The organism is Sphingobacterium sp. MYb382 (assembly GCF_037572665.1).
Taxonomy (GTDB): domain Bacteria; phylum Bacteroidota; class Bacteroidia; order Sphingobacteriales; family Sphingobacteriaceae; genus Sphingobacterium.
This window is the reverse complement of record NZ_JBBGZT010000023.1, coordinates 56,484-77,443: the sequence shown is the minus strand read 5'-3', so window position 1 is coordinate 77,443 and position 20,960 is coordinate 56,484. Positions and strand designations below refer to the sequence as shown.

Genomic DNA, 20,960 nt, shown 5'->3' with positions numbered 1-20,960 from the left:
CTATTGAAATGATTGATTAAACTATTAACGAAGCAATCGACGCTTAGACTCTTGAAACTCAGCTTCTGTCAATACACCTTTCTCTTTAAGATCATACAATTTCTGAATCTCGGATGCAGAATCGCTTCGCTGGTCTGCATAATTAAATTCCCGATATACCATATTTTTTCGGTTATATTTACTATTAAAACTAGCGTCACTAGACGTCAGAAAGCAAATAAAATCTATTAAAGATATCAACGCGGGAATTAATGTCCAAAAAAACAGGAGGTATAAAAATCCTAAACCTGTTTGTCCTAAATAAAAGCGATGAACACCAATCGCTCCAAGGAAAAAAGCAAGCAATGCTGCTGTAACTCTATCTTTCATAATGCTATAATTTAATACTAAAGTAGCATAGCCAGAACTTACCATTATACGGTTTCCCGTAGCTGTAGAAAAAAGATTGTAAAGTATCTTAATCTCCTCATCACTGATAATACTTCGCTACAACATGAACATTTATCTTAAATTTGCAGTATCAAGCAAGAGGATAAAATTAAGTGATAAAGCAGGGAAATATAGATGATAGTTGTTGGGCCGCTTGCCCAACATGCCAAGGGCAAGGTAAAAAAACACGTAGGCTAACCAAGAAGGTGCGCTTACAGTACCAGATCGCTGTAGAACAGGCTGAAAAAGATAGTAGCACGACGCCGGCCCGTCCAAAGGCGAATCTATATGTATGCCCAACTTGTGCTGGTGCTGGCATCCTTCCAGCGCCGAACTTCCCTCCCGCCGATACTGAAAATTATCCTCATGTAGCAATTATTGGAGGAGGTATTGGTGGCTCTGCTCTAGCGATAGCCTGTCTACACCGCGGAATTCCGTATACACTATATGAACGCGACGCTAGTTTTGATGCACGTGCTCAGGGCTATGGACTTACATTACAACAAGCGAGTAAAGCAATCCATGGTTTTGGGATTAACAATTTGACAGGCGGCGTTGTTTCAACACGGCACCTCGTGCACACACCCGAAGGCAAAGTAGTTGGCGAATGGGGAGCTCGCAAATGGCTTCCTTCCGTAGTGGAAACCAATCCCAAACGTTCCAATATTCATATCGCCAGACAATCGCTACGCTACTCCTTACTGCAACAGTTGAGCGAAAGCAATCCTATAGCCTGGAATCATCAACTCATTAGTTTCAAAGAGACTACCTCAAATAAAATAAGCCTAACCTTTCAAGTCAATGGGCTAGAAAAAATAGTTGAGGCAGATCTTGTTGTTGGCGCAGATGGCATACGCAGCATGGTGCGCAGTCAGATAATTCCGGAGGAGATTGATCCATTGCGTTACTTAGGTTGTATTGTGATTCTTGGCATTTGTCCTTTAGCAGCCCTTAGCGATAGAAATAGTGACCTATTAGATTCGGCCACCGTATTTCAGACAGCCAACGGCAATGAGCGTATATATATGATGCCATTTAACGAAGATACCATCATGTGGCAACTCAGCTTCCCTATTTCGGAAGATGAAGCCAAGGCACTCAGCGAGGCCGGCACGAAGGCGCTCAAAGAAGAAGCCATTCGAAGGACAGCATGGCATAGTCCCATTCCCGAGATTATGTCCGCGACAGCGGAAACACAAATAACAGGATACCCCGCCTATGACCGAGAGCTACTGCATAGCGAATGGCTGAATGAAGCGGGAAGCGTTACGCTTATTGGTGATGCCGCACACCCTATGAGTCCATTTAAAGGACAAGGTGCCAACCAGGCGCTTCTGGATGCGCTTAGCCTAGCCCGAAAAATCACGAAGCTGGCAGGACCTTTTTCAAAATGGAAAGAAAACGGATTACGAGAAACGTTATTAGTCGATTATGAAGCAGAGATGCTCGAACGTAGTGCTGTAAAAGTCAAAGATTCTGCTGAAGCAGCGCAGTTTTTACACTCAGAAGTGGTCTTAAAAGAGCAAGACTCACCGAGAGGAAGTTGCGTAAAAAGATAAACCGTTAAAAGACTTAAGAATTAATCAGTTTACGTTATAAATCAAGTACGCTTCAAGCATAGCTGAAGCATACATAAGATATGCGCACAATCCCTCCTTTTACTTGTCAAAAAGACGCATGATAAAGCTTACTATTAGATAGCAGAAACCTATTTTACAATAGTTATCGAATATGTAAGCAAATCATTTGTTGCCTCTTCATTCCATACCTGCTCTAAGCCAAGACGTTCTAACAGTTTTATAGAATTTACATTATCAGGGTCGGTGATTCCAAGAATCTTAGAGCTAACGTTTTCATGTATAAGTATATCTAAATATGCCCTAGCAGCTTCATATGCATACCCTTTTTTCCCAAATTCGGGCAATAGGGCAAAGCCAATATCGGGAAAGTCGAGCGTATCGCGATAGATAAACGTGATAAGCCCCATCGCCTGCGCTGTTATTTTGTTTTCAAAAACATGGTAGTAAAAATTAGGATCCTCGATTAGCTTTTCAATATAAGCGGCAGCATCAGCGGTTTCCCTAATCCCACGATCACCAATAAAATTAAGCCAGCCCTTAGCGTTCATTATGCGAAACATAAATTCACTATCTGAAGCTACAACAGGCCTTATGGCTAAACGATCAGTCTCTATACGTATATACATTTGTTTCTACACTTATCTCAAACAGCAAAGCTAAAGAAAATGCGGTGCTTAATTTGCCACAAACTATGAATTACGTAACTCAAGACCAGAATCCTCTTCTTCTGCGCTATGCTATATGGATATAAAAGTGAGATGGTGTTCTTTAAGGTAACTACAATTTCCTTTAGTGACCCCAGCAGCATGCAAGACCTAATACGTATGACCAAAATTTCATACAAAATCATGGGGGTTAAGCTAAGGATTTAAAAAAATTAGAACGAACATATCAATTGGTTCTATCGCTAAATGGTAAAACAAAATGCTACATTTGCGCCATGACAGTAGATGAGTTAAAAACAGCATTGGCAGATAGAGATTTTCCGGAAACCGTCGTTATCGGACCTCATCAAACGGTAAGTAATGTACCTCAATTTCTGAGGATTCAATTTATCGAATGTGAACTCTGGAAAGGTGATATCGAAAAATGTCCCGCGCATATCCGGTTAAGTAGCTTTTATGAAGCCGTAAAAAGCATATAAATACAAAGCCACCTAAACGTGGCTTTTGCATTTATAAATCATAAGCTATATGTAAAATTCTACCTATATACCCCTCTTGTAGCGTATACAGCCCATATAAATTGTATTTTTATAGTCTAAACAGTTACACATGCATGTCTTAAAACAGAAAGGCGAACAGAAGCCATTTCCAAGCGAACATATTATCCTAGAAGCTAAGGGTATGGCGACTACTGAAATTTGCAGACAACAGCATGCGGAGCCTTTTCACAAACATAAGATGCTGAAAGACCACTTCTTGTTGTTTGTTATTGAAGGGACACATGAGATACGGATAGCCGAAAAACAGTATAGCATCAATAAAGGTGAAATGTTTTTAATCAAGAAAGCTACCTATGTAGAGTTTATAAAAAAAGGTAATCCTGAGAAAAATCATAGTTATGAGAGTGTTTCTTTTTCCCTTAAGAAAGATATCATCATTGACTTTATTAAACTCATCCAAATAGATGGGGACCTAACTGCGGGCCATGATGATAATGATTTTATGCTATTCCCCTATGGCGCACGTTTACAAACATTCTTAGAATCGCTAAAGCCATATTTCGATGACCAGGAGGTTGTTAAACACGGCCTGTTCAAGCTAAAGATACTGGAGCTCCTATACGACTTGTCGCAAAACCATCCTTTATTTATGCAGCAATTAATAGCCTTAGACCAACATGCCCCTGTTGACTTAGCAACTATTATGGAGGAAAACTACCTTCAGCCCCATTCCATACAAGATTTAGCCCTTCTATCTGGCCGAAGCCTATCTAGTTTTCGTCGTGATTTTGAAGCTATCTTTCGCACAACACCCGCAAAATGGATTCAAGAGAAGCGTTTGCAGAAAGCGCGTGACCTTTTTATAACCATGCACTTGCCTATAGCTACGGTTTGTTTTGAAGTCGGTTATGAGAATGTTTCCCACTTCTCAAGACTATACAAAAGCCACTTCGGTTACAACCCGAGTGAAACAAAAAGTCATAAAAATTGAATTTTTAAGAAAAATAAATAAGCCATTAATCGTTGAACTTTGTTATACACTGTAAAAGGTATATAATGATGCGCTATGGTTTAACGATTTCATGCTTTGCTTGCCTCTTGTCTCTTACGACAACAAAGGTAGATGCACAAGAGCAAGCTAAGGAAAAGAAGATATATACGGTCTTTGAAGATAAGGAGAAGCAACTCACGGGTGTTGCCGTTTCCTCCTCTGGCCGCATCTTTACAAATTATCCACGCTGGTCTCCACCCTACCAATATGCTGTAGTCGAAGTAAAAAGTAAACATTCCGCCACCCCATTTCCGGATGTCAATTGGAATACATGGGCCGGCATAGGTAACAAGATGGAGCACTTCTTGTGCGTACAGGCCGTTGTCATTGATGACCAGGACTATATGTGGGTTGTTGACGCTGGTTATTCCGCTGATAAGACCGAAGAAGACAAAGGCCAAAAGCTGGTTAAAATTGACCTCAACACAAATAAAGTCATTCGCGTTTATCCTTTAGCAGGTGCTACAGGAGCAAAAAGCTATATGAATGACACGCGTATAGACACGAAACAACAGCTAGCTTATATAACCAATTCCGACGAAGGAGGCATTGTAATTGTGGACCTACAAACAGGCGCTGTTAGACAGGTACTTTACAAGTCTACGGTCACTACGGCCAATCCAGCATACACCGTGAGCCGTTTAGGGAAGCCGCTGCTACGTGATGGAGCGCCATTCCATGTTCAATCGGATGGCATAGCCTTGACGGATGACGGAAAAACACTCTACTTTAAAGCGCTAACAGATAATGACCTATATAGCGTAGCTACAGTATACCTTAACAACAAAAATCTCCTTTCAAAGGAATTAGTGGCTAAGGTAGCGCACTTGGGTAAATTTACCACGACAGATGGTATGACCATAGATAGCGAAGGTAGCCTATACCTTGGTGACCTTGAAAAACGACAAATACTCCGTATCCGTAAAGACCTAAAAGTAGAAACCATTATTCCGCCGACGGAGGACTTGGCGTGGCCCGACAGTTATCAGCTTACGCCTGATGGATGGTTGTATATTAGCTGCTCTCGCATAGACGAACAACCAAAATTCCACGATGGAAAAAGCCAACGGAAAGGTCCCTACAAAATTGTAAAAATCAAGATTAAATAGATATTTTTAAAAAAGCATAAAAATAAACAACATGGAATATAGACAATTAGGAAACTCAGGACTATATGTATCAGAGCTTTGTTTTGGAACAGGAACCTTCGGTGGTGTTCATGGATTTGAAGCTTGGGGCAGTACGCAGATAGCCGATGCAAAACGTATTATCGATATCTGTATTGAAGCGGGTATCAACTTTTTCGATACAGCAGACATTTACTCACAAGGTGTATCTGAAGAAATTCTAGGCCAAGCGATTAAAGGTAAAAAGCGTGATGACCTTATTATCTCCACCAAATCTACCTTCCCTTTTGGTTCAGGACCAAATAACCAAGGTTCTTCACGTCACCGTATTATACAGCAAGTGGAGGGTAGCTTAAAACGTATGGATACGGACTATATCGATGTATACCATATGCATGGTTTTGATGCCGTAACACCTATTGAAGAAACGCTACGTACCCTTGATGATTTGATTGAATCCGGTAAAATACGCTACATCGCTTGTTCTAACTTCTCCGGTTGGCACCTGATGAAATCCTTAGGTATTTCTGACCGCTATGGATGGAATAAATATATTGCACACCAAGTGTATTACGCCCTTACCAATCGAGATTACGAATGGGAATTGATGCCTTTGGCTGAAGATCAAAAGGTGGGTGCTATCGTGTGGTCTCCGCTAGCTGGTGGACGACTAGGTGGTAAATTTAGTAGAAACAAGCCGTGGCCGACAACGGGACGTGTGGCAGAAGGCGGAAGCCCTGTTCATGAAGATAGTATTGAGCACGAGCAGTTATTCCGTATCACGGATGTACTAGAAGCTATAGCGGAAGAGACGGGAAAATCTATTCCACAAGTAGCCTTGAACTGGTTGCTACAGCGTCCAACGATATCGTCTTTAATTATCGGAGCACGTGACGAATCGCAACTAAAAGACAACTTGGGTGCTGCAGATTGGAAATTAACAGCAGAACAGATGCAACGTTTAAATGACGCCAGCAAAACCAATGTTCCCTACCCTTACTGGCATCAAATTGAAAGACCAGAATTAAATCCTTCGGTAAATATTTTCAAATAAGGTTTTTCCAAATAACAAACAATAAAAGGCTTATACGGTAAACGTATAGGCCTTTACTGTTCAATACAGCTAATATCTGAAAACTTTTGTACCTTGAAATAAATTCAATAAAATGAAACCAATTCTTTCCAAAAATAGAACGTATATAAGCAGCGCCCTACTAGTCGTCATATTACAGGTTGTTTTTCAGGGCACCACAGTAGCACAAATTACAGACTATCTGAAAATACCTGGCCCGCTTCAGGTAGACACTACCACATTTCACCTAGCTTGGAGCCTTAACCCTTCCCCAAATTACGTTAAACAAGAATACCTTCCTGAAGGACAATCCTTAGAGAAATTCCATAGTATGGTAACCATAGATTTTGTTAAAGGACATTATACAGCTGAAGAGGTTATGAAAACGAAAATCAATGAGCTTGATGCACTAAAAAAGTCAAATCCTATAGTCAACTATAAAGTTTATGAGAAGGAAAATGAATTTATATTAGATTTTTTGCTGAGTCAAAATTCCCCTGACGGAGAAAAAGTCATAATTATTGAAAGAAATGTATATAGGTATCATACTATTAATACCAAAGGAAAGGAAGGTTTACTCGCTTTTTGTGTCACTGAACGTGCGTACGAAGATTCTATAGTAAACTTTCTTGAAAACCTTAAAGCTAATCAGAGAAAGCTCGTAAACATCGTCGGCACCCTTAAGCTTCCAGAGCCAAACTGATGCACGAGCTTTAGTAAGCCCAACATAAAATGCATATGGCGCATAGCTTCTTATTCTACACGCCATATGTGTTTTACATAAAACCTACATAGAATAGGTTAATAGAACGGCAGTCCCCATACTAGCTGCTTGTCCATTGCCAAAACGGAAAGGAAAGGGCATTGTTAACGACAGAGTTTGATTTCCCTGCAACAAAACCTTAGATACCGATGGTGTGAAACCGAAGCGGCCATTACTATCGTATGCAATACGTTTAGTAACGCGCCAACCTTTGTTGAGGGGAAAGAAAACACCAGGATGCAATAAGAAAGACTGTACTTTAGCAATACTATCAGTAGCTGTAATATTTGGTGCTATTTCAAAAGATAAACCTACTTTTGCACTTTTTTGGAAGTTTATACCTATCGGCAATCCCACATTATAAGAATCACTAAAGTTTGCTTTCACTTTACCTGACTGTAAGGTAGCTACAGGATGTACCATCCCCACATAAGTACTAATCTTCATGGGGTATTCACTTTTAGGAGCAGGCTCGTTAGCCATTGTTAGCATGCTTTGCCCCCCTCCTAATACGAATAAAATAAGGGCACTAATTCTTGTATATTTTTTGGTTTTCATCGTCATTTGTGCCTCCAAAATAGATTATTTTTTATAATAATCACGCTGATACTCATCTAAACCGTGAATTCCGTTAAAATCGTTACAAAAAGGTTTATAAATCTTCTTCGCATTCATCGGCTAATAACCACTGAGTAAATGAAGTAACCTAGACTACTTTGTATCATTCACACAGCTTTATCTTTTAGTAACAACGAATTAACATAAGCTATACATGGCAACCCTAGCTTTGCGGAACACCTTAAGCACATATATTTTGAACTATCTTAAATCGTAATAATGAATAATAAACTATTGAGCATGCTCCTGCTAACGGGCGCAATGAGTGGGTCTTTCGCTATAGCCCAGCAAAAAGTAAGCGGATACATCTTTGATGACACCAATGGTAACGGTCTTAAAGACAAGAAAGAAATCGGACTTCCAGCTATTGGTATCAGCAACGGTCGTGATATTGTGGAAACCGATAAAAATGGTTTTTACAGCATCCCTGTATCCGATGGCCAAGTATTGTTTGTCATAAAACCAGCAGGATACCGTGCAGCGCTTGATGAAAACAATTTATTTAAAAGTTACTACCTGCACAAAGATAGCCGTAGAAAAGATATTGACACTTCACGCTACTTACCTTCAGAAGCTTTAAACGGTAAGCAAATGGTAAATTTCCCATTTAAAAAAGACCAAGAAGCTAATGATTTTAGAACCCTTGTCATAAGCGACCCACAAACCTACACCATGGAAGATATGGACTGGTTAGCGCGTGGCCTAACGCAAGAGCTATATGGCGTAAAAAACACGGCCTTTGCACTTTCTCTAGGTGATTTAGTGGGCGATGACTTGGACCTTTTTCCCGCTTACAAGCAGGAAATGGCCAAAATAGGTATTCCTTTTCATAATGTCCTCGGTAACCATGATATGGATAAAAAAGCTAAAACCGACGAGCTATCGGATGAAACTTTTGAGCATGAATTTGGCCCTGCCAATTATGCATTTAATTATGCTAATACCCATTTCATTGTGTTGGATAACATCTTATATCCTAACGCCTATAAGCCTGCCATGGGCGGGAATTATACTGGCGGATTCCGCCCTGACCAATTGGAGTTTATTAAAAATGACTTAGCACGTGTTTCGAAAGACAAATTAGTGGTCATCTCCTACCATATCCCAATGGATGACACCCGTTATTTTCGTCAAGAAGACCGTGATCAACTTTTTTCGTATTTAAAAGACTTCCCTAACGTGTTATTGATGTGCGGACATACGCATATTCAGCGTCAAAATGAATACACAAAAACTGAAGGCTGGCACGGAAGCAAACCCTTACATGAGTACAATGCAGCCACAGCATCAGGAGATTGGTATTCGGGTATTATCCAAGAAGATGGTACTCCTTTAGCAATGATGAGCGACGGAACACCTAAAGGCTATGCCTTCTTAAATATTAAAGGAAACAACTATACCATCGATTACAAGGCAGCAGGAAAGCCCGCGGACTATCAAGTACGTATTTTCGCACCTAAGGTTATTGGTCTTCGTAATAATGACCGCGCTCCTTTCTATGCAAACTTCTTTATGGGACGCGATGGTGATAAAGTAAGCTACCGCATTGATGGTGGCGAATGGAAAGACATGAAGTTTGTCAACCAAGAGGATCCTTTTTACCAGTCGGAATACCAATTCTGGGATTTAACTGAAACTTTGGTACCTGGTCGTAGACCTAGCTTCCCTGCAAAAAGTACACACTTATGGCAAGGTCAGATCAGCACTGCACTACCTCTGGGAGCGCATACGATAGAAGTGAAAGCTATAGATAGATTTGGCAAGGTATCGCAAAGCAGTTCAACAGTGCGTATTGAACCTACAAAAAAGGCTAATTAGATACACTAGAACTATAAAAAGTAAAAAGCTCGCTTAGTATTCTTGATACTAAGCGAGCTTTTTTATAAAACCATCCTTAAAGAAGACTTATCCTTGCGTCTGATTACTATCTTGCTTTTTTGCTAATTCGATGCGTTCTAATTTTTCCAAAATCGCTCTTTGAATTTCAGTTTGTTCCTCCAAAGCCTTCACCACAATATTTACTTTATAATACCAAAGAATAACATTTCTCAAAAGGAGAAAAATACCAATTGAAATAGCGATTGCAAATACAAAGCTAAGAAGACCACCGAAAACACCACCGATTGAGCTGTCTAATAAAATATTCATATCTAAAAATTAATTTGGTTAACAAGAACAATATAGTGAAAAATAAACTTTCCGAAAAATTTCGTCGATAATTTATAAAACAAAAAAAGCGGCTCATTTAGAAGCCGCTTATATCCTTATTGTTAAAAATAGAACTACAGATATTTTTCTACTACAGTCTTAACTTCTAGAACATCATAAATCTCTTGATCTGCTGCGGAAACATCGTTTGTTTCTTTATCAGGATTCCAGTCAGCACCACGTAGCCATAAAGTTTGACATCCACAGGCCTTACCCGGCGCCATATCTTTCGTATACGAATCACCAATGACAAGACAGTTTTCGGCTGGTAAGCCTAAAGCATCTACACCAAGTTGATAAATAGCGGCATCCGGTTTGCGTACACCAACCACAGCCGATTCTACAATCGTATCAAAATAATGGTGAATACCAAAATCTTTTAATACAGTTTGTAAATTACCATAGAAGTTAGATACCATCACCATTGGAATACGACCGTGAAGAGACTCCAAAAGCGGTTTACTATACTCTACAGTCTGTGAAGCTAAACGATAAGCGCTCCAAACAATCGAAGAGATTAAGCTTTCATCCAAAGCGATACCTTGTGCTTTTAAATATTCAAACTGCAATGTAATTTTAATACTTAGCACCTGCTGAAAATCAAAGTCTGGTTCGATATGTGGTTTTGTGCCTAACTCGCGTTCTGCAAAAACATAAGCTTCATAAAACTGATCACGACTAATGTCTATAGCATAAACACCATAAAGGTCCCACAACACCGTTGCCCAATGTTTACCATTGGTATCCAAAGTGCCTCCATAATCAAATAACAATCCTTTAATTGATGTACCCATAATATTTTAAATTTAGAACTTAGTTAACATCTTCTACTTGTGTATTCTTTTTCTTGAATAGCATAAATAACAAACCTATAGCTATCCATATCAACTCACGTATACGTGTGGCTACCCCTATGAATATTCCAAGATTCGCCGCATAACCTACGCTGACCATCGCCATTGCCATTCCTCCTTCACGTGTTCCAAGCTGGAGCGGAAAGAAAAACATTAAATTGGCAAACAATGAAGATCCTGAGCTTACAATCAATGCTTCAATATAGGTCATTTCTACACCTAGCGTCCAAGCGATAATATAAATCTCTAAACAGCCTAAAACACGAGCGAAAAACTCCCATGCCAAAGCGCTGTAAAAATTAGCCTTTCTATTGGTGAAAAGATCTTTGATTTGCACATCAATATCTGCGAAGAGATCATGCTTTTCTTCCGCAAATTTCTGAATACGTTTACCGACCCACGGTAATTTACCAAAAAAGGCAAATACACTGCGGCTCAATCCTTTTTGATAAACACGTGAAAACCAATAAAACAAAACTGCCGACATGGCTAGAATTAGCAAACATGCTATTAATACAGCCTTGCTAATGGTAACAAAAGCAATGATTAATCCAATAGAAAGCACCCAGAAAACAAGATGAGACAAAATATGCATCACACTGTATAAGAATACAGAAGATCCGGCTTTGGCTCCACCGACATAAGGATTTAACTCCATTATTCGGTAAGGTTCTCCCCCAAGTCCCACAAAAGGAGTAATATAGTTAATGGAATAGCCGGTTACGGTAAGCTGAAATATCTTCCAGAAAGAAAGCTTCGCTTTGCGTGCTTCCTTTCTTCCAATCACCGCTTGAAAAGCAAAGGCATTCATCAGGTAGATAACCAACCAGCTCAATAAGATGGGAATAAACCACCATCCTGTATTAAGTAAGCTGGCCCATATTTCTGCTGGGCCAAGGGAATAAACCATGTAGCCTAGTGTTCCTAAGCCAAGAATAAAAAAAAGGACTTTGTAAATCTTACTAGCCATTATACTTATTGTCTTCTATTTTTTCAAGGATTTCTTTACTCACACGTTCTTGACGCCACACCATGTAAATTAAAATTGGTGTTAATACGAAGATATCAAAAACAAAATAAAGCCATACCTGATCGATGAAAATCCATAAGAACAAAAAGAGAACACGTGTATTGAACTGTACAATATTAGTGTACTTCATTAAAGGTTTGTTCAGTGCTCTAAAATCATGAACAAGTTCAGCAGGCAATTGTTCGTGGAAACGCTCCTTCACAACGGCAAGAAGCTTTTGTAGCTTTGGTGAACGCCCCTCTTGCATACGGGTGTATCCCATATAACCATTAAGAACAAACTTCGAGAAAAAGTTCTTTTTCCACGAAAGAGCATCAAAATCAACTTGCAAATTCTTGCTATTATCAAGCTCACTACCTGTTTTTCCTTTAATAAAATAAAGGTGTACATTACGGTAGTAATCGGCCATTGCTGACTGGAAAACGTGTGCTACTCCAGCTAAGACACCAGGCACCCAAACCCATGCCGACCATCCGTCTTGCATTAAGCGTAAACATAGGGCAATATGGATTGATGCAAACCAGAAATCACCAGCAAAACCATCAAGGATACGGCCGAAACGGCTCATATTACCTGTCAGTCGGGCCAATTGACCATCAGCAGAATCAAGCGAATTGGCAAATACCAATAAACCCATCCCAATGACGTTAATCCAAAGCTGCGGATAATAAAACAAAATCCCGGCAGCCACACCAAAGAAGATACTAATAATCGTTACCGCATTGGGTGTAATACCCGCATAAGCACAAAATTTGGCAATACGGAGACCTATAGGTCGGTAAAACCAAATATCAATACGCTCTTCGGTATCGTTAGACTTTAAGGATTGTTCAAAAATGCTTGGTTGTTCGCTTGGTTGTTGTTCCCCATCAGGGGTAATTAGACTATGCTTGTCTTTCATTGTGCGTGTAACTGTGTAAATAAAAACTCAGCGATAGCCTCACTAGCTTCAGCACGACAAGGCGCAAAACTAGGCCAATCATTGAGGTCAATAATATGCAACTTACCCGTAGGACTAACGATTGCATCTCCTCCGTAAATATCTACTCCAAGAGTAGTAGCAGCCTGTTGAGCTGTACGTTTCAGATCTTCCTCCTTAAAGGAATAGTGCAAAGTTCCTCCATTAATCTGCTCATAAATAGCATATTTATGGTGGTTGTGCTCATACGGATAGAACCAATAGAAAAAGTCAGTATCCTTTACCGCATAAAACTTAACCAAGTCGCCAGCTAAATGTTCTGATAAAACAGCTTCTTCAATGCCGCGACGTGCAAATTCATGTAAAATAGATTGCGCTTCTTCCAAAGAAGCAGCAAAAGATACATCCTCACGGTGTATGGCGTGAAAATCGCCTCGTTTGATCCATAGTGCTGAACCGCCCAATTTATCAAATGAAGGACGAATATCACTTGTTGTATTCACCACATCACTCGCTGGATATGGAACTTCATTATCCAACAATGCTAAGGTCATGTTTTTTCTAAAACATTGCTGAATACCGTAAGGAGAATTTATAACACGCTTACCCATATCTTCCAGTAACAAAAGTTTGGAAACCGAAGCTTTGCTACGGGACATGTTAATTATAAAATCTTGCTCTATAATGGTTTTTTCTAAAAAAGAAACCTCGTCACAAATCTCAACCTCAACTCCTTTTTTTTCCAGCTCCTCACACACCGCATTTAAAATTGCGGTATCATTTCCCACATGATTAGGGGAAAACTGTTCTTTTCTTTTAATCGCTAAAACTTTCATATAACCTAACTAATGGTTATTTCACTCAGAAAAACTTCTGCTGCTTCCCTATCTTTCAAATGGTCTACATCGACCACTTTCCCCAATAAATGCCCTTGCACCCATAAGTTCTCTTCTAATAGATAGCGCTGATAGTTTCTCATACGCGAATAGCCTTGATCAACACATTTTTTTATGCGGTCTAAGGCTTGTCTACGCAGGCCATAAATACCTGCCGACACATATTTAAAATGGGGCTCAAAATGATCTGCATAAGCAATCACACGTTGTGTAGCATCCACATCCGCATATAGCGGACTTTCATCATCAATAAAAGCAGTAAGGCCCATATAGGCGTCTGCTTCCTTATTCGCTTCAAAACCCTTAATATAACGCGCAAAATCAGGTTCACTAAAAACCGTATCTGTCGTCGTCACGCAACAAGCTTCCCAATCTGGGTTCAATGCAGCTAGTGTATATAAGCTATGTAAAGAACTATCTGTATCTTTCACATGGCATACCACTGGCACTGGCCATACATTGCCTTCCAAAAACTCAAGTAATTGAGGCGATTGGCTATTGACAAGCACATGGACGCGTTGCGCACCCTGATTGGCGAATATATTAATCAGCCTTTCAATCATAGGTGTACCTGCGAGCGGCAATAAAGGTTTTGGTAAGGAAAAACCATCCTCTTTCAACCTAGAGCCTTCGCCTGCAGCAATTATTGCAAACTCAATCATCTATTATTTCTTATATCCCTCAACAATAACAAAATAAAAAGATTAATAAAACGAATAGTTACCCTAAGATAACTATTCGTTCTAAAAATCCTATTATTGAATACTATCTACTAAATCTTGGTAGTAGTCAAGACCAAGGTGCGTGATTAAATCTTCACCCATGATGTGTCTCAAAGTATTTTGCAATTTCATCAATTGCTTGAAAATATCATGCTCAGGAGGTAAACCTGGTGCTGTTTGTGGTGCTTTCAAGTAGAAAGATAACCATTCTTGAACACCATGTAAATCTGCTCGTTGTGCTAAGTCAATAAATAAAGCTAAGTCTAACACGATAGGTGCAGCTAAAATTGAATCTCTACATAAGAAGTTGATTTTAATCTGCATTTTATAATCCATCCATCCGAAGATATCGATGTTATCCCAAGATTCTTTATTATCACCGTGAGGTGGGTAATAGTTGATTCTTACCTTGTGGTAAAGATCACCATAAAGCTCAGGATTTTTCTTAGCGTCAAGAATTTCTTCTAACACTGAAAGTTTAGAAACTTCTTTAGTTTTGAAGTTTTCTGGAGCGTCTAATACTAAACCATCACGGTTACCCAAGATGTTTGTAGAGAACCAACCAGAAACACCTAAAGCACGCGCTTGTAAACCAGGAGCAACAATTGTTTTCATCAATGTTTGACCTGTTTTAAAGTCTTTACCAGCGATAGCAACTTTCTCGCGTTGCGCTAATTCAACGATAGCAGGAACATCACATGTAAGGTTTGGAGCACCATTCACGTAAGGAACACCTTCTAACAATGCAGCGTAACAGTAGATCATACTTGGTGGAATTTGTCCATCATTATTATCTAAAGCAGCATCTAACTGTGCTAAGCTTTGAAAAATATCCGTAGTAGGCTCGATATATTTTTCTGTAGATCCACACCATACAATAACAATACGATCTAAACCATTTGTTTCTTTAAAGTTGCGAATATCTTGACGTACAGCCTCTACCAATTCGCGACGCGTAGTCTCCGATTTGATATGCGTACCATCTAAGTTTTTCACAAAGTTGATATCAAATACCGCTTTCATAGGCTTGATAGCCGATAAAGTGTCTTTTACAGCGTCTAATTGATGTTGCTCTAATACTTTAGCTTTTGAAGCTGCTACGTATACGTTATCATCATAAACATCCCAACCACCAAATACGATATCCGATAAATTAGCCAAAGGAACGAAATCCTTAATCAATGGATTTCTGTTATCGGTACGCTTGCCTAGACGGATGTGACCCAATTGCGAAACAGAACCAATAGGACGTGAATATCCTTTGTTAATGTTTGCAACACCCGCAATTACAGTAGTAGCAACTGCACCCAAACCAGGCATAAGAATGCCTAGTTTACCATTGGCACCTTTTACATTTTTTTCCATAATTTTTATATTATCCTCAATAAAACACTTTAAATTAATAGCATTAATATCTAACAAAAATCGGAATTTTTCATCATTATTTTGTTAAAATAACGTAAATATTTGACCATTGCGATTAAAAAGTTAAATCGTATAAAATGTTGTCTTCTTTAAATAAATCGTAATGGGTCATTTTTCCAATTAAAGTACATAGCAAAGCCGTAGCACGCGTTAACACAAAGTTAACATATACCCTAACAAACAACGAACGGTAGGCATAAAAGTTTTATCAACTTACAATAAACCTACTTTCAGATGAAGCATTGTATATAATAGACTACAACATATTGATATTGTAGATAATACTCAAAAAAACGGCCAAAGATTTATTTCTTTGGCCGTTTCTGAAAAAATAGTATGCTTACGAATTAAGCCTTTGGTGTTTCTTTTAAAATAGCGATTAAGAATTTCCAAAACTTCTGTACAGAACTGATAGAAACACGCTCTTGCGGCGAGTGTGCGCCACGGATGGTTGGTCCAAAAGAGATCATATCCATAGCTGGATAGTGACTACCTAGAATACCACATTCTAAACCTGCATGGCAGGCAACGACAGCTGGAGTTTCCTTAAAAAGATCTTCATAAGTCGCTTTCACGGTCGCTAATATAGCTGAATTCGGATTCGGCGTCCATCCCGGATAATCTCCAGAACGCGTAACCTCCGCCCCCATTAACTCAAAGGATGCCGTTAGTGTATTTGCTAAATCTACTTTCGACGTTTCTACAGATGATCTTGTCAAACATTTAATCGTAACCTTACCATTACCTACTTCTACACGAGCAATATTATTTGAGGTCTCTACAAGGTTATCAAAATCAGCACTCATACGGTAAACGCCATTATGTGCAGCATAAATACCTTTTATTAGATTGCGTTGCACATCTAGCGGTAATACGGTATCTAACTGGTCCAACGTCTGAATCTCAAATGCCAATCCAGCATCTACAGTAGCAAATTCTTGCTTAATATCAGCAGCATAAGCTGCAAAATCAGCTTCAAATGCAGCAAGAACTGTCGTAGGAACAGCAATCGTTGCGAAAGCTTCGCGCGGTATAGCATTGCGCAAACCTCCGCCATCGATAGTAGCTACACGTACATTATAAGTATGCAGCTCACCCAATAGACGATTCAAAATTTTATTTGCATTACCAAGTCCTTTGTGAATCTCCATACCAGAGTGACCTCCGTGCAATCCTTTAACAATAACTTTTAAAGCTGTTGTATCGGCAGGAACAGCTTCAGCTGTATAAGCAAGTTTAGCGGTAATATCGATACCACCAGCACAGCCGATATCGATTTCATCATCCTCTTCGGTATCTAAATTAAGAAGAATATCACCCTGAAGAATACCACCTTCTAATCCCTTCGCTCCTGTCATCCCAGTCTCTTCATCGATCGTAAACAAAGCCTCAATCGCTGGATGTGCAATATCATTGGATGCTAAAATAGCCATAATAGAAGCTACGCCAATACCATTATCGGCACCAAGCGTTGTTCCTTTAGCTTTAACCCAGTCCTCTTCAATAAACATTTCAATACCTTGGATATCGAAATCAAAAACTGTATCATTATTCTTCTGGTGCACCATATCTAAATGGGACTGTAAGACTAACTTCTTACGATCTTCCATACCAGCGGTGGCTGGCTTGCGAATGATTACATTACCAACAGTATCCTTAAAAGTTTCTAAGCCTAAAGACTGTCCGAAGTTTAGGGCAAATTGAATAACCTGTTCTTCTTTCTTAGAAGCACGAGGTACATTATTTAAAGCTTGGAAATGTGTCCAAACGGCTTTGGGTTCCAAATGATCTATCATCTTATACTAATTTATAGTTTTCACAAAAATAGCAAATCTTATCGCCTTTAACACCTACCAATAGCAAACAAAATGGTTTATATTTGGCATCAGGACGTAAAAATTACGCTATAATTCCATATCGCTGATTAAAGTTCGATAAAACGACAGAATAAAGCTAAAGCAATAAATGAAGTAGAATGAAATCTTCAAAAGATAAAATGTTAAGTGGCGAGGCCTACATTGCCATGGGAAGAGAACTGTTTGATGCACGACAAAAGGCAAAAGAACAGCTCTTTAAGTTTAATAATTTAGAGCCCAGCAAGATTAAGGCTCGCAATCAAATCTTAAAAGAACTGCTCGGAAAAACGGAAAGCCGCTTTTATATCGAGCCTCCTTTTCGTTGTGATTATGGGTTTAATATTGAAATAGGTGATGAGTTTTACGCAAACTACAACCTCACTATCCTCGATGGTGCTCGTGTGAGCATTGGCAACAACGTGTTAATAGGTCCCAACGTATCTATTTTCACGGCTACACACCCTATACATCCGGAACCTCGCTCGGCAGGCTGGGAGTTTACTAAACCTATAACTATTGAGGACCATGTATGGATTGGTGGGAATACCGTTATCAACCCTGGGGTACATATTGGCCAGCATACTGTTATTGGCTCAGGTTCTGTCGTAACAAAAGATATTCCAGCGAATGTTGTGGCAGCAGGAAACCCTTGTAAAATCATACGCTCAATTACAGAAGAAGATAAAAAGTATTACGATAAAGGAAAGCCCTTCCCTGAAGAAGGTTAAAAAAAGTCCCAAGCAAAAACTTGGGACTTTCATTATTTTTAGAGTAAAAGCACTTTCCAGGCCATATCTACACTGCCCGTCGCTAAATATGCTTGAGCTTTCAATACAAGATGAGTTCCCCTACTGGTTTCATCCCCTATAAATGCATTCAGCAACTCTTGAATTTCCGGAAGAACGCGGATAGCATCTATCTCATCATCATCAGGCAGCTGCACTTGAGTCATTAGCTGATCTAGCTCTACAGCCGTCAGGTTACTTTCACGAATGAAAGCAGGTATATCTGTTATTTTCATGATCAGCTTTATTTTTCTTTATTAAACATATTTACAATCTCACGGCTAATCTTACGCACGATTGGTGCCATTTGAATATCTTCGTAATCATCAATATGCTGATTATCGACGCGGCTTGGGAATATCAAAATCAAGTTTTGATTCTGATAATGACGTCCCACGCGTCTTGCTAAACCATCTAGGGCATCACGGTACGATACCTCACCTGCACGCGAAGAAACGAACACCAATAAAGAATCGCTATTACTAAAAGTAGCTAAGCCATGAATATTATTCCAGTCTTCATAATTACTAAAAGTAGCTGGTACACTCGTTTTAAGTTGCGTTAATGTAGTCGCTATTGCTGCTTGTGTACGTGTAGAACATACATAATTAACCGGGATGGATAACTCCTGCGCTAGACGCAACATTTTATTCATCCAGAATTCAAAACCTATCTCTAGCTCTGCCAACGGTGGCACAAACAAGATAATAGATTTGTGAGACATCAAGGGTTTATCTAGGCGACACATGAATAGATTGGCATGCGTACGGTTTAAAATGCTTTCCGATTTTTCACCTACAATTTTCTCCACGAAAGAGCTCGCACTAGGCCACCCCAGGATAATACAATCGGCAAAAATCTCTTTTGAAGCCCTACCAATACCACTGGCAATATTGTGATCGATCGTGGTAATGATATCCACCTCTGTCTCGGCGCCTGACGCATAACGTACCATACCATCAAGGTTTCGCTTGGCGTTGATTGTATTTCGTTCGGCCTCTTCATTATCAGGAACGACGCTCAGTATATTTAATGGATGGTGAGACTTTTTAGACTTGATTAAAGTTGCAAAGTCCAAAATAGGCTCCATATTCGCTAAATTAGCAATCGGAATCAAGATTTGCTCTTCATGCTCTGGCACCTGCTCAACACGAGTCTCGTCGGGAGTTCCGCCTTCCATAACGATACGTTTGGATGCATATTCAGTTACCAGTGAAGCAATAACACAAGTTATCAAAATCAACACAATCGTTCCATTAAGCACATTTTCGTCGATAATCTCTTTGTCATAGCCCACCATAATGATAGCCAAAGTGGCTGCAGCATGGGAATTACTCAGCCCGAAGATAAGATTACGTTGATTCTTGCTGTACTTAAATACCCACTGCGTAACGGTAGCGGCGAAAAACTTACCTACAATAGCGACTACAGTCAGTGTTCCAGCAATAATTAAGGCCATCGGTCCTTTTGCGAGTACGCTGATATCGACAATCATCCCTACTGATATTAAGAAGAAAGGAATAAAAATAGCATTCCCAATAAACTCAATACGGTTCATTAAAGCAGACGAGTGTGGAATCAACTTGTTTAAGGCTAGTCCCGCCATAAAAGCACCAATTATAGGCTCCAAGCCAGCCAATTCCGCTAGGAAGGCTGCGAAAAATACCACTGCAAGCACAAAGATATAATGGGCTGTTTTTTCGGCTTCAATACGCTGAAAGAACCATTTCGCGATGCGCGGAATAATGCCAAACATAATGAACAAGAAGACCGTGAAGGATACACCTAGTGTAACCCAGAATTCTTGATTAAGCTGCCCTTGCGATGCGCCCGTAATAATGGCTAGAATAATCAGAACGGCAGTATCCGTCAAGATAGTACCGCCCACTGCTACAGCAACAGCCTCATGCTTCGATATACCGTAACTATTGACAATCGGGTACGACACCAAGGTGTGTGTAGCAAACATACTTGCAATTAATGCACTTGGTAAAAAGGAATAACCCAATAGGTAATAACAAACAGGAAAACCAATCGTTATCGGGATTATAAAAGTTAGAAATCCGAATAGAATACTGCGATTCTTGGTCTTCTTAAACTCATTCATATCCAGCTCAAGACCAGCTATAAACATAATATATAGCAAGCCTATGGTGGAGAACAAGTCTATCGCATCTACCCCATTACCACTCAAGGTAGCCTTATCAATTTTACTTAACCATTTTAGCCCATGCGGGCCTAATAGAACACCGAATAAAATTAAACCAATAATACCGGGAACTTTTATTGGGCGTAGAATAATTGGGGAAATAAGGATAATGGTTAATATCACCGTAAACACAAGTACGGGACTCGTAAGCGGAGTAGAAAAAGCTTCAGAAATGTGATGCAAAAATTTATCCATACAGGTTTTTATACTTTACGTTAGCAAAAATTATGGCTGTAAATTAGCGAAAATAT

21 protein-coding genes are annotated in these 20,960 nt (G+C 39.5%); 8 read left to right on the top strand and 13 right to left on the bottom strand.

The genetic code is table 11. The features are described from left to right. Window positions 1–24: 24 nt before the first annotated feature. Entirely contained in the window at window positions 25–369 is a 345-nt protein-coding gene (locus tag WH223_RS09980; protein ID WP_340047475.1) for an NINE protein, read from the bottom strand. Between the two features lie 173 nt (window positions 370–542). Between WH223_RS09980 and WH223_RS09975 the strand changes: the two genes are divergently transcribed. After that, on the top strand, window positions 543–1,988 hold the full coding sequence (locus WH223_RS09975) for an FAD-dependent oxidoreductase (protein WP_340047473.1): 1,446 nt from the start codon (window positions 543–545) through the stop codon (window positions 1,986–1,988). A 149-nt stretch (window positions 1,989–2,137) separates the two neighbouring features. On the opposite strand, the gene WH223_RS09970 is transcribed toward WH223_RS09975, so the two are convergent. Continuing rightward, window positions 2,138–2,635: a GNAT family N-acetyltransferase gene (locus WH223_RS09970; protein ID WP_340047472.1), complete on the bottom strand. Its 498-nt coding sequence runs from the start codon at window positions 2,633–2,635 to the stop codon at window positions 2,138–2,140. A gap of 314 nt (window positions 2,636–2,949) precedes the next feature. Between WH223_RS09970 and WH223_RS20110 the strand changes: the two genes are divergently transcribed. From WH223_RS20110 to WH223_RS09950, 5 genes are all read left to right on the top strand, one after another. Continuing rightward, window positions 2,950–3,153 carry a DUF6965 family protein gene (locus WH223_RS20110; RefSeq protein WP_445265608.1) on the top strand — a complete coding sequence of 68 codons (204 nt, stop codon included), beginning with the start codon at window positions 2,950–2,952 and terminating at the stop codon, window positions 3,151–3,153. Between the two features lie 130 nt (window positions 3,154–3,283). Beyond that, window positions 3,284–4,165 carry an AraC family transcriptional regulator gene (locus WH223_RS09965; protein ID WP_340047471.1) on the top strand — a complete coding sequence of 294 codons (882 nt, stop codon included), beginning with the start codon at window positions 3,284–3,286 and terminating at the stop codon, window positions 4,163–4,165. A gap of 65 nt (window positions 4,166–4,230) precedes the next feature. Beyond that, complete coding sequence (locus WH223_RS09960; RefSeq protein ID WP_340047470.1) at window positions 4,231–5,334, top strand: SMP-30/gluconolactonase/LRE family protein; 1,104 nt, start codon at window positions 4,231–4,233, stop codon at window positions 5,332–5,334. A gap of 31 nt (window positions 5,335–5,365) precedes the next feature. Then, window positions 5,366–6,406 (top strand): aldo/keto reductase, encoded by a 1,041-nt coding sequence (locus tag WH223_RS09955; RefSeq protein ID WP_340047469.1) that lies wholly within the window; start codon window positions 5,366–5,368, stop codon window positions 6,404–6,406. A gap of 112 nt (window positions 6,407–6,518) precedes the next feature. Then, on the top strand, window positions 6,519–7,127 hold the full coding sequence (locus tag WH223_RS09950; RefSeq protein WP_340047468.1) for a hypothetical protein: 609 nt from the start codon (window positions 6,519–6,521) through the stop codon (window positions 7,125–7,127). Window positions 7,128–7,211: 84 nt separating this feature from the next. Here the strand turns inward: WH223_RS09950 and WH223_RS09945 are convergent, their stop codons facing one another. Then, the gene (locus WH223_RS09945) at window positions 7,212–7,634 is read right to left on the bottom strand and encodes a hypothetical protein (protein WP_340047467.1); all 423 of its coding nucleotides are present in this window, start codon (window positions 7,632–7,634) and stop codon (window positions 7,212–7,214) included. Between the two features lie 390 nt (window positions 7,635–8,024). Between WH223_RS09945 and WH223_RS09940 the strand changes: the two genes are divergently transcribed. Continuing rightward, window positions 8,025–9,623 carry a calcineurin-like phosphoesterase C-terminal domain-containing protein gene (locus WH223_RS09940; RefSeq protein WP_340047466.1) on the top strand — a complete coding sequence of 533 codons (1,599 nt, stop codon included), beginning with the start codon at window positions 8,025–8,027 and terminating at the stop codon, window positions 9,621–9,623. Between the two features lie 87 nt (window positions 9,624–9,710). On the opposite strand, the gene WH223_RS09935 is transcribed toward WH223_RS09940, so the two are convergent. From WH223_RS09935 to WH223_RS09900, 8 genes are all read right to left on the bottom strand, one after another. Further along, complete coding sequence (locus WH223_RS09935) at window positions 9,711–9,953, bottom strand: hypothetical protein (RefSeq protein WP_340047465.1); 243 nt, start codon at window positions 9,951–9,953, stop codon at window positions 9,711–9,713. A gap of 134 nt (window positions 9,954–10,087) precedes the next feature. After that, window positions 10,088–10,807, bottom strand: a complete 720-nt coding sequence (locus tag WH223_RS09930; RefSeq protein ID WP_340047464.1) for an HAD family hydrolase — start codon at window positions 10,805–10,807, stop codon at window positions 10,088–10,090. Window positions 10,808–10,826: 19 nt separating this feature from the next. Beyond that, window positions 10,827–11,837: a lysylphosphatidylglycerol synthase transmembrane domain-containing protein gene (locus tag WH223_RS09925; RefSeq protein WP_340047463.1), complete on the bottom strand. Its 1,011-nt coding sequence runs from the start codon at window positions 11,835–11,837 to the stop codon at window positions 10,827–10,829. Further along, the gene (locus tag WH223_RS09920) at window positions 11,830–12,798 is read right to left on the bottom strand and encodes a CDP-alcohol phosphatidyltransferase family protein (RefSeq protein ID WP_340047462.1); all 969 of its coding nucleotides are present in this window, start codon (window positions 12,796–12,798) and stop codon (window positions 11,830–11,832) included. Before WH223_RS09920 ends, WH223_RS09925 begins: the two co-directional genes overlap by 8 nt. Further along, window positions 12,795–13,652, bottom strand: a complete 858-nt coding sequence (locus WH223_RS09915; protein ID WP_340047461.1) for a hypothetical protein — start codon at window positions 13,650–13,652, stop codon at window positions 12,795–12,797. The genes WH223_RS09920 and WH223_RS09915 overlap by 4 nt, the downstream gene beginning before the upstream one ends. Before the next feature lie 5 nt (window positions 13,653–13,657). Next, the gene (locus tag WH223_RS09910) at window positions 13,658–14,374 is read right to left on the bottom strand and encodes a nucleotidyltransferase family protein (RefSeq protein WP_340047460.1); all 717 of its coding nucleotides are present in this window, start codon (window positions 14,372–14,374) and stop codon (window positions 13,658–13,660) included. Window positions 14,375–14,467: 93 nt separating this feature from the next. Further along, window positions 14,468–15,799: an inositol-3-phosphate synthase gene (locus WH223_RS09905; protein WP_340047459.1), complete on the bottom strand. Its 1,332-nt coding sequence runs from the start codon at window positions 15,797–15,799 to the stop codon at window positions 14,468–14,470. Window positions 15,800–16,206: 407 nt separating this feature from the next. Continuing rightward, window positions 16,207–17,655: an aminoacyl-histidine dipeptidase gene (locus WH223_RS09900; protein WP_340047458.1), complete on the bottom strand. Its 1,449-nt coding sequence runs from the start codon at window positions 17,653–17,655 to the stop codon at window positions 16,207–16,209. 179 nt (window positions 17,656–17,834) lie between these two features. Between WH223_RS09900 and WH223_RS09895 the strand changes: the two genes are divergently transcribed. Next, window positions 17,835–18,443 (top strand): sugar O-acetyltransferase, encoded by a 609-nt coding sequence (locus WH223_RS09895; protein WP_340047457.1) that lies wholly within the window; start codon window positions 17,835–17,837, stop codon window positions 18,441–18,443. A 38-nt stretch (window positions 18,444–18,481) separates the two neighbouring features. Here WH223_RS09895 and WH223_RS09890 read toward each other — a convergent pair whose 3' ends face one another. Continuing rightward, window positions 18,482–18,736: a hypothetical protein gene (locus tag WH223_RS09890; RefSeq protein WP_340047456.1), complete on the bottom strand. Its 255-nt coding sequence runs from the start codon at window positions 18,734–18,736 to the stop codon at window positions 18,482–18,484. A gap of 8 nt (window positions 18,737–18,744) precedes the next feature. After that, window positions 18,745–20,904: a cation:proton antiporter gene (locus WH223_RS09885; RefSeq protein ID WP_340047455.1), complete on the bottom strand. Its 2,160-nt coding sequence runs from the start codon at window positions 20,902–20,904 to the stop codon at window positions 18,745–18,747. Window positions 20,905–20,960: the final 56 nt, after the last annotated feature.

What these genes read in the sequence shown, in the direction of transcription:
- WH223_RS09915 (WP_340047461.1), bottom strand. Translation starts at nt 13,652, where the DNA reads ATGAAAGTTTTAGCGATTAAAAGAAAAGAACAGTTTTCCCCTAATCAT.
- WH223_RS09965 (WP_340047471.1), top strand. Translation starts at nt 3,284, where the DNA reads ATGCATGTCTTAAAACAGAAAGGCGAACAGAAGCCATTTCCAAGCGAA.
- WH223_RS09895 (WP_340047457.1), top strand. Translation starts at nt 17,835, where the DNA reads ATGAAATCTTCAAAAGATAAAATGTTAAGTGGCGAGGCCTACATTGCC.
- WH223_RS09980 (WP_340047475.1), bottom strand. Translation starts at nt 369, where the DNA reads ATGAAAGATAGAGTTACAGCAGCATTGCTTGCTTTTTTCCTTGGAGCG.
- WH223_RS09970 (WP_340047472.1), bottom strand. Translation starts at nt 2,635, where the DNA reads ATGTATATACGTATAGAGACTGATCGTTTAGCCATAAGGCCTGTTGTA.
- WH223_RS09950 (WP_340047468.1), top strand. Translation starts at nt 6,519, where the DNA reads ATGAAACCAATTCTTTCCAAAAATAGAACGTATATAAGCAGCGCCCTA.
- WH223_RS09900 (WP_340047458.1), bottom strand. Translation starts at nt 17,655, where the DNA reads ATGATAGATCATTTGGAACCCAAAGCCGTTTGGACACATTTCCAAGCT.
- WH223_RS09905 (WP_340047459.1), bottom strand. Translation starts at nt 15,799, where the DNA reads ATGGAAAAAAATGTAAAAGGTGCCAATGGTAAACTAGGCATTCTTATG.
- WH223_RS09935 (WP_340047465.1), bottom strand. Translation starts at nt 9,953, where the DNA reads ATGAATATTTTATTAGACAGCTCAATCGGTGGTGTTTTCGGTGGTCTT.
- WH223_RS09930 (WP_340047464.1), bottom strand. Translation starts at nt 10,807, where the DNA reads ATGGGTACATCAATTAAAGGATTGTTATTTGATTATGGAGGCACTTTG.
- WH223_RS20110 (WP_445265608.1), top strand. Translation starts at nt 2,950, where the DNA reads ATGACAGTAGATGAGTTAAAAACAGCATTGGCAGATAGAGATTTTCCG.
- WH223_RS09890 (WP_340047456.1), bottom strand. Translation starts at nt 18,736, where the DNA reads ATGAAAATAACAGATATACCTGCTTTCATTCGTGAAAGTAACCTGACG.
- WH223_RS09940 (WP_340047466.1), top strand. Translation starts at nt 8,025, where the DNA reads ATGAATAATAAACTATTGAGCATGCTCCTGCTAACGGGCGCAATGAGT.
- WH223_RS09910 (WP_340047460.1), bottom strand. Translation starts at nt 14,374, where the DNA reads ATGATTGAGTTTGCAATAATTGCTGCAGGCGAAGGCTCTAGGTTGAAA.
- WH223_RS09885 (WP_340047455.1), bottom strand. Translation starts at nt 20,904, where the DNA reads ATGGATAAATTTTTGCATCACATTTCTGAAGCTTTTTCTACTCCGCTT.
- WH223_RS09945 (WP_340047467.1), bottom strand. Translation starts at nt 7,634, where the DNA reads ATGAAGATTAGTACTTATGTGGGGATGGTACATCCTGTAGCTACCTTA.
- WH223_RS09925 (WP_340047463.1), bottom strand. Translation starts at nt 11,837, where the DNA reads ATGGCTAGTAAGATTTACAAAGTCCTTTTTTTTATTCTTGGCTTAGGA.
- WH223_RS09955 (WP_340047469.1), top strand. Translation starts at nt 5,366, where the DNA reads ATGGAATATAGACAATTAGGAAACTCAGGACTATATGTATCAGAGCTT.
- WH223_RS09960 (WP_340047470.1), top strand. Translation starts at nt 4,231, where the DNA reads ATGATGCGCTATGGTTTAACGATTTCATGCTTTGCTTGCCTCTTGTCT.
- WH223_RS09920 (WP_340047462.1), bottom strand. Translation starts at nt 12,798, where the DNA reads ATGAAAGACAAGCATAGTCTAATTACCCCTGATGGGGAACAACAACCA.